Origin of the sequence: Streptomyces sp. NPDC048337, assembly GCF_043201175.1 — a bacterium.
GTDB lineage: Bacteria > Actinomycetota > Actinomycetes > Streptomycetales > Streptomycetaceae > Streptomyces.
The window spans coordinates 13,408-27,039 of record NZ_JBICYR010000041.1 but is presented as its reverse complement, the minus strand read 5'-3'; the positions used below and the strand labels follow the sequence as shown (position 1 = coordinate 27,039).

Sequence of the window (13,632 nt, the reverse complement as noted above, 5' to 3'; positions counted from 1 at the left end):
CGCGCCACTGACCCACGTCCTTCGGCCGGGCGAAGCTCCGGCCCCCGCACGGGAGGTGCGAGCGTGACGAACCACCTCGCCCAGTTCGCGGCCCAGCCACACGTCCTCGCGGCCGAGGACCTCACCTTGTTCGGCCGCGACGTGTGGTGGCTGGTCCTGCTGAAGGCAGTGTTCTGCTTCGCCTTCCTGATGGTGACCGTGCTCTTCTCCATCGTGTGGGAGCGCAAGGTCGTCGCCTGGATGCAGCTGCGCATCGGCCCCAACCGGCACGGCCCCTGGGGCATGCTCCAGTCGCTCGCCGACGGCGTGAAGCTGATGCTGAAGGAAGACGTCATCGTCAAGCGGGCCGACAAGGTGGTGTACGTCCTGGCCCCGATCATCGCGGCGATCCCGGCCTTCATGGCCATCGCGGTGATCCCCTTCGGGCCCTCCGGCAACGAGGTCTCGATCTTCGGCCAGCGCACCACCATGCAGCTCACCGACCTGCCCATCGCGATGCTCTACATCCTCGCGGTGGCCTCCGTCGGCATCTACGGCATCGTCCTGGCGGGCTGGTCCTCCGGCTCGACCTACCCGCTCCTCGGCGGCCTGCGCTCCTGCGCGCAGATGATCTCCTACGAGATCGCGATGGGCGCGGCCTTCGCCTCGGTCTTCCTCTACTCCGGGTCGATGTCGACCTCGGCGATCGTCGAAGCCCAGGCGGACCGCTGGTACATCATCCTGCTGCCGGTCTCCTTCATCATCTACGTCATCACGATGGTCGGCGAGACCAACCGCGCCCCCTTCGACATGCCGGAGTCCGAGGGCGACCTGGTCGGCGGCTTCAACACCGAGTACTCCTCCATCAAGTTCGCGCTGTTCATGCTCGCCGAGTACGTCAACATGGTCACCGTCTCGGCGGTCTCGGTCACCCTCTTCCTGGGCGGCTGGCGGGCCCCGGCGCCGATCTCCACGTACTGGGAGGGCGCGAACCACGGCTGGTGGCCGATGCTCTGGTTCGTCATCAAGGTCCAGCTGCTCCTCTTCTTCTTCATCTGGCTGCGCGGCACGCTGCCGCGCGTGCGCTACGACCAGCTGATGAAGCTCGGCTGGAAGGTCCTGATCCCGGTCTCCGTGGTCTGGCTGATGCTGGTCGCCACCGTCCGCGCGCTCCGCAACGAGCAGTACGACTTCAGCCAGATCGTCCTCTACGTCGGCGGCGCCGTCGTGGCGATCCTGCTCCTCTCCTTCGTCGCGGACCTCTTCCGCGACAAGCGCGAGAAGGCGGCGGCCGCGGAGGCCGTGAAGGACACCGCGCCCTTCGACCCGCTGGCGGGCGGATTCCCCGTACCGCCCAAGCCCGGCCAGCACCTGGCACCCGTACCGCGCAGGCGGCCCCGCCACGAGCGGGAGCTGATTGTCAGTGGCGGGACGAATACTGACAGTGACCGAGAGGAGGGTGCTGAGAATGTCTGACGCGGACCAGAACGAGAAGAACGAGAAGTGGCAGAACCCGGTGGCCGGCTTCGGCGTGACCTTCAAGGCCATGTTCAAGAAGCGCCTCACCGAGCAGTACCCGGAGCAGCAGAAGACCACCGCCCCGCGCTTCCACGGACGGCACCAGCTCAACCGGCACCCGGACGGTCTGGAGAAGTGCATCGGGTGCGAACTGTGCGCCTGGGCCTGTCCCGCGGACGCCATCTACGTGGAGGGCGCGGACAACACCGAGGAGGAGCGCTACTCCCCGGGCGAGCGGTACGGCAGGGTCTACCAGATCAACTACGCCCGCTGCATCCTGTGCGGGCTGTGCGTCGAGGCGTGCCCGACGAGGGCGCTGACCATGACGAACGAGTTCGAACTGGCCGACGCCAGCCGCGAATCGCTCATCTACACCAAGGAGCAGCTGCTCGCCGGCCTCACCGAGGGCATGGTCGAGGCACCGCACTCGATCTTCCCCGGCACCGACGAGCAGGACTACTACCGCGGACTGGTGACGGGGGCCGCCCCCGGCACGGTCCGGCAGGTCGCGGTCTCGAAGGGTGAAGTGCCCGAGAACGGCCAGGCCGAGGAGGTCGACGCATGAGCGCCCTCGCAGCCGCCACCCTGACCTCCACGGGCGAGGCCATCCAGTTCTGGGTCCTCGGCACGGTCGCCGTCATCGGCGCCCTGGCCACGATCCTGATGAAGAAGGCCGTGCACAGCGCCCTCAGCCTCGCCGGGACGATGATCGTCCTGGCGGTCTTCTACCTCGCCAACGGGGCGTACTTCCTGGGCGTCGTCCAGGTCGTCGTCTACACCGGCGCGATCATGATGCTCTTCCTCTTCGTGGTCATGCTCGTCGGCGTCACCGCCGCCGACTCCCTGAAGGAGACCATCAAGGGCCAGCGCTGGCTCGCCGTCCTGTGCGGGCTCGGCTTCGGCATCCTGCTCATCGCCGGCATCGGCAACGCCAAGCTCACCCACTTCAACGGGCTCGGCCGGATCAACTCCGCCGGACACGTCGAGGGCCTGGCCCAGCTGATCTTCACCAAGTACGTCTTCGCCTTCGAGATCACCGGCGCGCTGCTGATCACCGCGGCCGTCGGCGCGATGGTGCTCACCCACCGCGAGCGCACCGAGCGGGCCGCCACCCAGCGCGAGCTGGCGGAGCGGCGCGTACGGGAGGGCGTGCAGCTCCCGCCGCTGCCCGCGCCCGGCGTCTACGCCCGGCACAACGCGGTCGACGTGGCCGGCCTGCTGCCGGACGGCACCCCGTCCGAGCTCACGGTCAACAAGACGCTGCGCGCCCGCGGCCAGATCCGGGACGTCTCCGGCGAGGCGCTGTCCGACCTCAAGGCACTGGAGCAGCGTTCCGCGGAGCGCCTCGGCCGCGATGCGCGTGAGGAGGCCTCGAAGTGAATCCGGTCAACTACCTGTACCTGGCGGCCCTGCTGTTCACCATCGGCGCGGCCGGAGTGCTGATCCGGAAGAACGCGATCGTGCTGTTCATGTGCGTCGAGCTGATGCTCAACGCCTGCAACCTCGCCTTCGTCGCCTTCTCCCGGATGCACGGCAACCTCGACGGCCAGATCATCGCGTTCTTCACGATGGTCGTCGCCGCCGCGGAGGTCGTGGTCGGCCTGGCGATCATCGTGTCGCTGTTCCGTACCCGCCACTCGGCCTCGGTCGACGACGCCAGCCTGATGAAGCTGTAAGGGGCGTTCACAGTGGAGAATCTGATTGCGCTGCTGGTGGCAGCGCCCCTGCTCGGAGCGGCGGTGCTGCTGTGCGGCGGCCGGCGCCTCGACAAGTCCGGCCACTGGATCGGCACCCTGCTCGCGGCCGTCTCCTTCGGCATCGGCGCGGCCCTGTTCGCCGACATGCTGGGGCGCGGCGCCGAGGACCGGGCCCTGCACCAGAGGCTGTTCAGCTGGGTGCCGGTGGAGGGCTTCCAGGCGGACATCGCCTTCCAGCTCGACCAGCTGTCGATGACCTTCGTCCTGCTGATCTCCGGGGTGGGCACGCTCATCCACGTGTACTCGATCGGGTACATGGAGCACGACGAGCGCCGCCGCCGCTTCTTCGGCTACCTCAACCTGTTCGTCGCGGCGATGCTGCTGCTGGTCGTCGCCGACAACTACCTCCTGCTGTACTTCGGCTGGGAGGGCGTGGGCCTCGCCTCGTACCTCCTGATCGGCTTCTGGCAGCACAAGCCCAGCGCGGCCACGGCCGCGAAGAAGGCCTTCCTGGTCAACCGGGTCGGCGACATGGGCCTGTCGATCGCGATCATGCTGATGTTCACCACCTTCGGGACCTTCGCCTTCGAGCCGGTGCTCGCGTCGGTGGGCAAGACCTCGGAAGGCACGCTGACGGCGATCGGGCTGATGCTGCTGCTGGCCGCCTGCGGCAAGTCGGCGCAGGTCCCGCTGCAGTCCTGGCTCGGTGACGCGATGGAGGGCCCGACCCCGGTCTCGGCCCTGATCCACGCGGCGACGATGGTGACGGCGGGCGTGTACCTGATCGTCCGCTCGGGAGCCATCTTCAACGCGGCGCCGGACGCCCAGCTGGTGGTCACCATCGTGGGCGCGGTCACGCTCCTCTTCGGTGCGATCGTCGGTTGCGCGAAGGACGACATCAAGAAGGCCCTCGCCGGCTCGACGATGTCGCAGATCGGCTACATGGTCCTCGCCGCGGGCCTCGGCCCGATCGGCTACGTCTTCGCGATCATGCACCTGGTCACGCACGGCTTCTTCAAGGCGGGCCTCTTCCTCGGCGCCGGTTCCGTGATGCACGGGATGAACGACGAGGTCGACATGCGCAAGTACGGCGGGCTGCGGAAGTACATGCCCGTCACCTTCGTGACCTTCGGACTCGGCTACCTGGCCATCATCGGCTTCCCGGGCCTGTCGGGCTTCTTCTCCAAGGACAAGATCATCGAGGCGGCCTTCGCGAAGGGCGGCACCGAGGGCTGGATCCTGGGCGGAGCGGCCCTGCTGGGCGCGGCCATCACCGCGTTCTACATGACCCGCGTCATGCTGCTGACCTTCTTCGGCGAGAAGCGGTGGCAGCCGGCCCCGGACCCGGCCACGACCCCCGGTGTCGAGCCCGGCGTCGAGGCGCACCCCGGGGAGCTGCCGCATCCCCATGAGTCCCCGAAGTCCATGACCATCCCGATGATCGTGCTGGCCTTCGGGTCCGTGTTCGCCGGTGGCTTCTTCGGTTTCGGCGACCGGTTCCTGAAGTGGCTGGAGCCCGTCACCGGGCACGCGCACGGGCACCCGCCCATCAGTGCCATGACGGTGACCCTGTCCACCATGGTCGTCCTCGTCATCGGTGTCGGCATCGCCTGGGCCATGTACGGCCGGCGCCCCGTCCCCGTGGTCGCCCCCCGAGGGAGCTGGGTCACCCGGGCGGCCCGGCGGGACCTGCTCCAGGACGACTTCAACCACGTCGTGCTGGTGCGTGGCGGGGAGCACCTGACCCGCTCGCTCGTGTACGTCGACCACAGCCTGGTGGACGGGGTGGTCAACGGGACGGCCGCCTCGGTCGGCGGCCTGTCGGGCCGGCTGCGCAAGCTCCAGAACGGCTACGCCCGCAGCTACGCGGTCTCGATGTTCGGGGGCACGGCGATCCTGGTCGCCGCGACCCTGCTGATGAGGGCGGTGTGAAATGAGTTTCCCGCTTCTGACGGTGACGGCCGTGGTCCCCGCGGCCGGTGCGATCCTGACGGCGGCCGTCCCGGCCGCCCGCAGGACCGCCGCCAAGTGGCTCGCGCTGCTCTTCTCACTGGCGACACTGGCCCTGGCCGTGCTCGTCGCGGTCCGCTTCGAGCCGGGCGGCGACCGCTACCAGCTCACCGAATCCCGGGCCTGGATCGCCGACTTCGGCGTCCGCTACGAGCTCGGCGTGGACGGCATCGGGGTGGCGCTCATCGCGCTCACCGCGCTGCTGATCCCCTTCGTGATCGGGGCCGGCTGGCACGACGCCGACCCCTTGGAGACGCACTCTTCGCGCTGGCGGCCTACGCAGGGCTTCTTCGCCCTGATCCTGCTGGTCGAGGCGATGGTGATCATCTCCTTCGAGGCCACCGACGTCTTCCTCTTCTACATCTTCTTCGAAGCCATGCTCATCCCGATGTACTTCCTCATCGGCGGCTTCGGAGACCGGGCGCACTCCGGGACCGATGAGAACGCGGCCGCGCAGCGCTCGTACGCGGCGGTCAAGTTCCTCCTCTACAACCTGGTCGGCGGCCTGATCATGCTGGCCGCGGTCATCGGCCTCTACGTGGTCGCCGGAAACTTCTCGCTCCAGGAGATCGCCGAGGCCCGCGCCGCGGGCACGCTCGACATGGCGACCAACACCGAGCGGCTGCTTTTCCTCGGCTTCTTCTTCGCCTTCGCGGTGAAGGCCCCGCTGTGGCCGCTGCACACCTGGCTGCCGAACGCGATGGGCGAGGCCACCGCCCCGGTCGCCGTCCTGATCACCGCGGTCGTCGACAAGGTCGGCACCTTCGCGATGCTCCGCTTCTGCCTCGGGCTCTTCCCCGAGGCCAGCAAGTGGGCCACGCCGGTGATCCTCGTCCTGGCCCTCATCAGCATCGTCTACGGCGCGCTGCTCGCGGTCGGCCAGCGGGACATCAAGCGGCTGGTCGCCTACGCCTCGATCTCGCACTTCGGCTTCATCATCCTGGGCATCTTCGCGATGACCTCCCAGGGGCAGTCCGGGGCGACGCTCTACATGGTCAACCACGGGATCTCGACGGCCGCGCTGATGCTGGTGGCCGGCTTCCTGATCTCGCGGCGCGGCTCGCGGCTCATCGCCGACTACGGCGGCGTCCAGAAGGTGGCCCCGGTCCTCGCCGGCACCTTCCTGATCGGCGGCCTCGCCACCCTCTCCCTGCCGGGGCTCGCCCCCTTCGTCAGTGAATTCCTGGTCCTGGTCGGCACGTTCGCCCGGTACCCGGTCGTCGGCATCATCGCCACCATCGGCATCGTGCTCGCCGCGCTCTACACGCTGGTGCTCTACCAGCGCACGATGACCGGCCCCGTGAAGGAGGAGGTCCGCACCATGCCGGACCTGCGCCTGCGGGAGGTGCTGGTGGTCGCCCCGCTGATCGCCCTGCTGATCGGGCTCGGCGTGTACCCGAAGGTGATCACCGACATCGTCAACCCGGCGGTGGAGCACACCCTGTCGGATGTTCAGCAGACGGACCCCAAGCCTGAGGTAGCCGTCGAGGCCAAGAACGGGGAGGGGGCGAAGTGAGCACCACGACTGCTGCCCACAGCCTGTGGACACTGGCGGCCGAGGGGCCGGTCGACCGGATCCCGGCGCCCGTCATCGAGTACGCGCAGCTCGCGCCCACGCTGATCGTGGTGGGCGCGGCGGTCCTCGGAGTCCTCGTCGAGGCCTTCATTCCGCGCAAGTCCCGCTACTACGTCCAGGTGTTCCTCGCGGTCGCCGCGCTGGCCTCGGCCTTCGCGGCGGTCGTCGGCCTCGCGGCCGGCGGGTACGGCTCCACCAAGGCGCACATCGCCGCGATGGGCGCCATCGCCGTCGACGGCCCGGCGCTGTTCCTGCAGGGCACCATCCTCCTGGCCTCTATCGTCGCGGTCTTCACCTTCGCCGAGCGGCGCCTCGACCCGGCCGCGCACGGCAACCGGGTGGACTCCTTCGCCGCCCAGGCGGCGTCCGTACCGGTCAGCGAGAGCGAGAAGGCCGCCGTCAAGGCGGGCTTCACCACCACCGAGGTCTTCCCGCTGGCCCTGTTCGCGATCTCCGGGATGCTGATCTTTCCGGCGGCCAACGACCTGCTGACGCTGTTCATCGCCCTGGAGGTCTTCTCCCTCCCGCTGTACCTGCTCTGTGCCGTCGCCCGCCGCCAGCGGCTGATGTCGCAGGAGGCCGCGGTCAAGTACTTCCTGCTGGGCGCCTTCTCCTCCGCCTTCCTCCTCTTCGGCATCGCGCTGCTCTACGGGTACGCGGGCTCGGTCTCGTACGCGGTGATCGCCGACGTGGTCGACGGCACGGTCTCGAAGATCGACCCGGCGCTGGCCTCCACCATGGGCAACGACGCGCTGCTGCTGATCGGCGGCGCGCTGATCCTGATGGGCCTGCTCTTCAAGGTCGGCGCGGTCCCCTTCCACATGTGGACCCCGGACGTCTACCAGGGCGCCCCGACCCCGGTCACCGGCTTCATGGCGGCGGCGACGAAGGTCGCCGCGTTCGGCGCGCTGCTCCGTCTCCTCTACGTGGTCCTGCCCGGACTGCGCTGGGACTGGCGGCCGGTGATGTGGGCGGTGGCCATCGTCACGATGCTGGCGGGCGCGGTCATCGCGGTCACGCAGACCGACGTCAAGCGCCTGCTCGCCTACTCCTCGATCGCTCACGCGGGCTTCATCCTGGCCGGTGTGATCGCGACCTCGGCGGAGGGCGTCAAGTCCGTCCTCTTCTACCTGGGCGCGTACTCCTTCGTGACGATCGGCGCCTTCGCCGTGGTCACGCTGGTGCGGGACGCGGGAGGCGAGGCCACGCACCTGTCCAAGTGGGCGGGTCTGGGCCGTCGTTCACCACTCACGGCGGCGGTCTTCGCCGTCTTCCTGCTGGCCTTCGCGGGCATCCCGCTCACCTCCGGCTTCGCCGGGAAGTTCGCCGTGTTCAAGGCGGCGGCGGAGGGCGGCGCAGGGGCGCTGGTCGTGGTCGGTGTGATCTCGTCCGCGATCGCCGCGTTCTTCTACATCCGGGTGATCGTCCTGATGTTCTTCAGCGAGCCGAAGGCCGACGGCCCGACGGTGGCCGTGCCCTCGCCGCTGACGATGACCACCATCGCAGTGGGCGTCGCGGTGACCCTGGTCCTGGGTCTGGCCCCGCAGTACTTCCTGGACCTGGCGGGCCAGGCGAGCGCCTTCGTCCGCTGACCCGGTCCGCGCACGTGCCAGGGCCCGGCCCCCTTTCTCAGAGGGGCCGGGCCCTTCGCCATGCCGGTGCGGATCAGTGGCCGTGTGGGTGCGCGGGTGCGGGCTTCGCCGGGGAAGGGGGCTTGGCCGGGCAGGTCAGGGCCGGGTTCCAGTTGTGGAAGCGGCCCGCCGGATTCTTCGCGTACGCCCACATGTGGAGGTCGTAGTGCTTGGGCATGCCCTTCCAGTGGCCGGGCATCGGGCCGTCGAAGGGCAGCCCGAACATGCTCGGCCGGTCGTCGGTGGTCTTGAGGTCCTGGTCCCGGTCGGTGTACATCCACTCCACGGTCTGCAGCTCGCGACGGCCGTGGCGGTCCTTCTCGGTGCTGTAGAGGAGCGCGGTCGGCCGGCTGGGGTCCATCGAACCCCAGTTGGCCTGCTTGACGTAGTGGTAGCCCATGGAGCCCACCCCGAAGGGGTTGGTCATGCACTCCTCGCCGTGCGGGAGGTACCCGTCCTTGAGGGCCTCCTGCTCGTCCACGTACTTGGCCGTCACCGCGATCGCCGTCGCCATGTCCTGCATGGCCTTGGCGTCGTGCGGGTCGGGGGCCGGCCCGTCGACCGCGTGGGCCGCGGGCGCCACGGTCAGGGCGAGGGACGCGGCGGCCGCGCACGTGAGGGCGGTCTTCAAACGGAGTGCGGGCATGGCGGCTCCTCGCGGTGGGGTACGGCGGTACGCAGGTACGGGCCTCCCGGTCCGTCCGTCCACCATCCCGGCCCCTCCCGCCCGGCGCACGCGGCGCGCCTCCGAACGGGCGTCCCGCCGGCGGCGGGGTGACCGGAAGCTCCGCCACCCCGCCGATCAAGGGGTGGACTACCGCGATCCCACGATGCGGCCGGTGACCTCGCCGAGGCCCACGCGCGTGCCGTCGGCCCCGGGGGCCCACGCGGTGAGGGTGACGGTGTCCCCGTCCTCCAGGAAGGTGCGCTTGCCGTCGGCGAGCTCGATGGCGTCGCGGCCGTTCCAGGTGAGCTCCAGCAGCGAGCCGCGCTGGCCGACCTCGGGCCCGCTGACCGTGCCGGAGCCGTACACGTCACCGGTGCGCAGGGAGGCGCCGTTGACGGTCATGTGCGCGAGCTGCTGCGCGGCCGTCCAGTACATCGAGGCGAAGGGCGGCTGCGCCACCTCCTGCCCGTTGATGGAGACGGTGATGCGCAGGTCGAAGCCGCCGGGGCGGTCGCCGGCGGAGTCGTCCAGGTAGGGCAGGAGCGGGAAGTCCCGTGCGGGCGGTGCCACCCGGGCGGCGTCCAGGGCCTCCAGCGGGGTCACCCAGGCGGAGACGGAGGTGGCGAAGGACTTGCCGAGGAAGGGGCCGAGCGGCACGTACTCCCAGGCCTGGATGTCGCGCGCCGACCAGTCGTTGAGGAGGAACAGCCCGAAGACGTGCTCCTCGAAGTCGCCGAGGGCCACCGGGCGGCCCAGCTCGGAGGGGGTGCCGACGACGAAGCCGACCTCGGCCTCGATGTCGAGCTTGACGGACGGGCCGAAGACGGGCGCCGGGTCGGTGGGCGCCTTGCGCTGCCCGGAGGGCCGCACCACGTCCGTCCCGGAAACCACGATGGTCCCCGACCGGCCGTGGTAACCGATGGGCAGGTGCTTCCAGTTGGGCGTGAGCGCGTCCCCGTCCGGCCGGAAGATCCGCCCGACGTTGGTGGCGTGGTGCTCGCTCGCGTAGAAGTCGACGTAGTCGGCGACCTCGTACGGCAGGTGCAGGGTGACGGCGTCGAGCGGCGTGAGGTGCGGTTCCACGGTGGGGCGGTGGCCCGGGTCGGTCACCCAGGCGGTCAGCGCGCGGCGCACGTCGCGCCAGGCGGTGCGCCCGGCGGCGAGCAGCGGATTGAGCGAGCCGTGGGTCAGGAGCCCGGCGTACGGGGACCCGAGCGCGACGGCGACGGCCCCCGCGTCAAGCACGTACCCGCCGATCCGCACACCGATCCGGCGCCGGTCCTCACCGGCGGTGGAGAAGACGCCGTACGGGAGGTTGTGCGGCCCGAACGGGTCGCCCTCGGGGACATCGAGGGGGCTCTGCTGGGGCATGGGGTGCTGCCTCGCTTTCGACGCGGTCCGGGGGTGTCCCGGGGGCTTGTTGACACGTTACGTGGCTGACGGGGCCTGTGGGAGGCCGGATTCGGGCGCTATTTGTAGGACTTGTCCAAAGGGGTCCGTATCCTTGGCGCCGTGACTTCCGCCCTCCCCTATGCCTTGATCGCCACTGACCTGGACGGGACTCTGCTGCGTGCCGGGGACACCGTCTCCACCCGTTCGTACGCCGCGCTCGCGACGGCCCGTGCGGCCGGGGCCCAGCACATCATCGTCACCGGCCGGCCGGTTCCGCAGGTCCGGCATGTCCTGGACGGTCTTGGGTACTCGGGGCTCGCGGTGTGCGGGCAGGGCGCGCAGGTGTACGACGCGGCGCGCGGGTGCCTGTTGCACTCCGTGTCCATGGACCGGGAGCTGGCCGAGGTGGCCCTCGGCAAGATCGAGGCGGAGATCGGCGAGGTGTACGCGGCGGTCAACCAGGAGGGCATCGACGCGGAGATGCTGATGGGTCCGGGCTACCGGATGCCCCACCCGCACCTGCCGACGGTAAGGGTGGGACGGCGCGCGGACCTGTGGGCTTCGCCGATCAACAAGGTGCTGCTGCAGCACCCGCGGCTGGACGACGACGAGCTGACGCGGGTGGCGCGGGCGGTGGTCGGGGACCTGGTGAACGTGACGATGGCGGGGGAGCACACGGTGGAGCTCCAGCCGCCGGGCATCGACAAGGCCAGTGGCCTCCGGCGGGCGGTGGAGGTCCTGGGGCTGTCCGGCTCGGCGACGATCGCCTTCGGCGACATGCCGAACGACATCCCGATGTTCGCGTGGGCGGCGCACGGGGTGGCCATGGCCAACGCGCACCGCGAGCTGGTGGCCGTCGCCGACGAACTGACCCTCTCGAACGAGGCCGACGGTATCGCGGTGGTCCTGGAGCGGTTGTTCGACTGACCGCCGGTTCCGGGGGCTCCGCTCACGCACCCCCGCGCCTCAAACTCCTCCAGCTACCGCTGGGAGGGGCCCCAGGCGAGGCTGGATTTGGCTGACCTCGGCCTGCAAGTGCGCGCGGCGCAACCTTGTGCCCAGGCGGGCTGGATTGCCCGCAGGGCAATTCCAGCCCCGCCGGCGTTTGAGGCGCGGGGTCCGGGGCGGAGCCCCAGGGCCGCCCGCCAGGGCGGTCAGCCCGCCGCGCGCGGCAACCGGCGTTCCCACGTGCGGTGGAAGACCACCTCGGTGCCCTCGCGGCAGATCACCTCGTTCGAGGTCAGGAAGCCGCCCTCGTCGCACGAGATCTCGGAGCGGGTCTCGACGCGCGCGTCCCACGCCAGGTCGGGCCGGTGCAGCCGGATCCGCCACTCCGAGCGTGCCCGCGCCGACAGCGGATCCGCGTCCTGGATCTCGTACGACTCCGCCGCGTCCTCGCCGAACTCCAGGCCGTCCGGGTACACCCGCGTGCCCCCGTACCGCGGGTCCACCTCCAGCCGCCACGTCCCGCGCGCGACATCCCGTACGACCACCCGCTCCGGACGCGGTTCGTCCAGCGTCTCCGGGAAGGCCACCCCCAGCGGCTCCGCCTGCTCCGGCGCCTCGAAGATGATCCCCTCGTCCGCGGCGGACGGCGCCCGCACCGGCAGGGTCAGCTCGCTGCCCGCCGGGTCCAGGGTCCAGCCCGCCTCCGAGCCGGCCCGCGGCCAGATCCACGGCCAGTAGGCGGAGGACAGGGCCAGCCGGATGCGGTGCCCCGGCGCGAACGCGTGGCCGATGCCGTTCAGCTCGAAGGTGACGTCCTCGTACGAGCCCACCGGCCACGGCACCGCCCGGTCCCGCCCCTCCCGCGCGGACAGGTTCAGCGCGCCCCGCGTGACCAGGGTGGAGGACCCGTCGGGAGCCACGTCGCACAGCCGGGCCACGACCTGCCCGTACGGCACGTCCAGCCGCAGCCGCACGGTCACCGAGGGCCGCCCCAGGATCTCCACCGGCTCCCCCTCCGCCACCGGGAACTCGAAGCAGGCCGACTTCGCGTCCTCCTCCCGCTGGTCCGGCGGCAGGTCGGCGTCGTTGCCGAAGGGGAAGAACCGGCCCGCGTCCAGCCCGGTGTGCTGCGGGGAGGCGACGGCCACCGGCGCGCCCTGGAGCCCGTACACGACGGGGATGACGGACGCCGACGGCCAGGCCTTGTCCCCGACCCACCGGCCCGGCAACTCCTCGTACACCGTCGCCGGCGGGTGGGAGTCGCTGATCCAGGAGCGGAGCAGCGGTTCGTCCATCACGCCGTTGTCCACGCCCTTGAGCCAGTGGTCCCACCAGCGCAGGGTCTCCTGGAGGAAGCCGATCGCCGGCCCCGGCGGCAGCCCGCGGTCCGGGTACTGGTGGGACCACGGCCCGATCAGCCCGCGGACCCGGGTGGAGGGGAGGGCGGAGACCAGCCGGAGCACGGTGTCCCGGTAGGGGTCGTGCCAGCCGCCCACCGCGAGCACCGCCGCGCCGATCGCCCCGTAGTCCTCGCAGACGCTGCCGTGGCGCCAGTAGTCGTCGCGGGTCTGGTGGGACAGCCAGGTGTGGATCAGGGGTTCCACTGCCTCCAGCCGGTCCAGCCACTGCCGCCGCCAGCCGTCCCCCGCGTACAGCGGGTCCGGCGGGCGGGAGGCGAAGGCCAGCATGGTCGCCGCCCACGCGTGCATGTCCACGGCCAGCACCGAGCCGCCCATGTAGTGCACGTCGTTGTCGTACCGGTCGTCCGTCGAGCAGACGGTGACGATCGCCTTCAGCGGCTCGGGGGCCAGCGCGGCGATCTGGAGGCTGTTGAAGCCGCCCCAGGAGATCCCGAACATCCCCACCGACCCCGTGCACCACGGCTGTGCCGCCAGCCACTCCACCACCGCGACCCCGTCGGCGAGCTCGCGGGCGTCGTACTCGTCGCCGGGCAGGCCCCCGCTGCAGCCGTGGCCGCGTACGTCCACCCGTACGGAGGCGTAGCCGTGCCCCGCGTACCAGGGGTGGCGCTGCCAGTCGCGGGGCGCGGTCCAGTCGGTGAGCCGGTACGGGAGGTACTCCAGCAGCGCCGGAACGGGCTCGTCGGTCACCGGGCGCCAGACACGGGCGTACAGCTCGACGCCGTCGGCCAGCGGGATCCGGACGTCCTCGCGGGTGGTCCCGTACGGGTAGTCGGTGCGGATGATCATGGGC

Annotated in this window: 11 protein-coding genes; 8 read left to right on the top strand and 3 right to left on the bottom strand. The window is 70.5% G+C overall.

The window, feature by feature from the left end:
- Positions 1-63 precede the first annotated feature (63 nt).
- Genes nuoH through nuoN form a run of 7 tightly spaced genes read left to right on the top strand, consistent with a single transcriptional unit; the run spans position 64 to position 8,372 of the window.
- On the top strand, positions 64-1,455 hold the full coding sequence (gene nuoH / locus ACGFYU_RS36495; protein ID WP_393831607.1) for an NADH-quinone oxidoreductase subunit NuoH: 1,392 nt from the start codon (positions 64-66) through the stop codon (positions 1,453-1,455).
- A complete protein-coding gene (gene nuoI, locus ACGFYU_RS36490; protein ID WP_393831606.1) occupies positions 1,448-2,062 on the top strand; it encodes an NADH-quinone oxidoreductase subunit NuoI in 615 nt (204 codons plus the stop codon). Before nuoH ends, nuoI begins: the two co-directional genes overlap by 8 nt.
- A complete protein-coding gene (locus ACGFYU_RS36485; protein WP_393831605.1) occupies positions 2,059-2,877 on the top strand; it encodes an NADH-quinone oxidoreductase subunit J in 819 nt (272 codons plus the stop codon). The genes nuoI and ACGFYU_RS36485 overlap by 4 nt, the downstream gene beginning before the upstream one ends.
- A complete protein-coding gene (gene nuoK / locus ACGFYU_RS36480) occupies positions 2,874-3,173 on the top strand; it encodes an NADH-quinone oxidoreductase subunit NuoK (RefSeq protein ID WP_030864698.1) in 300 nt (99 codons plus the stop codon). Before ACGFYU_RS36485 ends, nuoK begins: the two co-directional genes overlap by 4 nt.
- A gap of 12 nt (positions 3,174-3,185) precedes the next feature.
- Complete coding sequence (nuoL, locus tag ACGFYU_RS36475) at positions 3,186-5,126, top strand: NADH-quinone oxidoreductase subunit L (RefSeq protein ID WP_393831604.1); 1,941 nt, start codon at positions 3,186-3,188, stop codon at positions 5,124-5,126.
- Between the two features lies 1 nt (position 5,127).
- Positions 5,128-6,720 (top strand): NADH-quinone oxidoreductase subunit M, encoded by a 1,593-nt coding sequence (locus ACGFYU_RS36470; RefSeq protein WP_393831603.1) that lies wholly within the window; start codon positions 5,128-5,130, stop codon positions 6,718-6,720.
- Complete coding sequence (nuoN, locus tag ACGFYU_RS36465; protein WP_393831602.1) at positions 6,717-8,372, top strand: NADH-quinone oxidoreductase subunit NuoN; 1,656 nt, start codon at positions 6,717-6,719, stop codon at positions 8,370-8,372. Before ACGFYU_RS36470 ends, nuoN begins: the two co-directional genes overlap by 4 nt.
- Positions 8,373-8,445: 73 nt before the next feature.
- On the opposite strand, the gene ACGFYU_RS36460 is transcribed toward nuoN, so the two are convergent.
- Positions 8,446-9,057, bottom strand: coding sequence for a hypothetical protein (locus tag ACGFYU_RS36460; protein WP_393831601.1), 612 nt, complete (start codon positions 9,055-9,057; stop codon positions 8,446-8,448).
- 168 nt (positions 9,058-9,225) lie between these two features.
- A complete protein-coding gene (gene fahA / locus ACGFYU_RS36455) occupies positions 9,226-10,449 on the bottom strand; it encodes a fumarylacetoacetase (RefSeq protein WP_393831600.1) in 1,224 nt (407 codons plus the stop codon).
- Between the two features lie 141 nt (positions 10,450-10,590).
- Here fahA and ACGFYU_RS36450 point away from each other — a divergent pair, with 141 nt between their 5' ends.
- Positions 10,591-11,397: a Cof-type HAD-IIB family hydrolase gene (locus ACGFYU_RS36450; RefSeq protein ID WP_393831599.1), complete on the top strand. Its 807-nt coding sequence runs from the start codon at positions 10,591-10,593 to the stop codon at positions 11,395-11,397.
- Positions 11,398-11,624: 227 nt separating this feature from the next.
- Here the strand turns inward: ACGFYU_RS36450 and ACGFYU_RS36445 are convergent, their stop codons facing one another.
- The gene (locus ACGFYU_RS36445; RefSeq protein WP_393831598.1) at positions 11,625-13,628 is read right to left on the bottom strand and encodes a CocE/NonD family hydrolase; all 2,004 of its coding nucleotides are present in this window, start codon (positions 13,626-13,628) and stop codon (positions 11,625-11,627) included.
- Positions 13,629-13,632 lie beyond the last annotated feature (4 nt).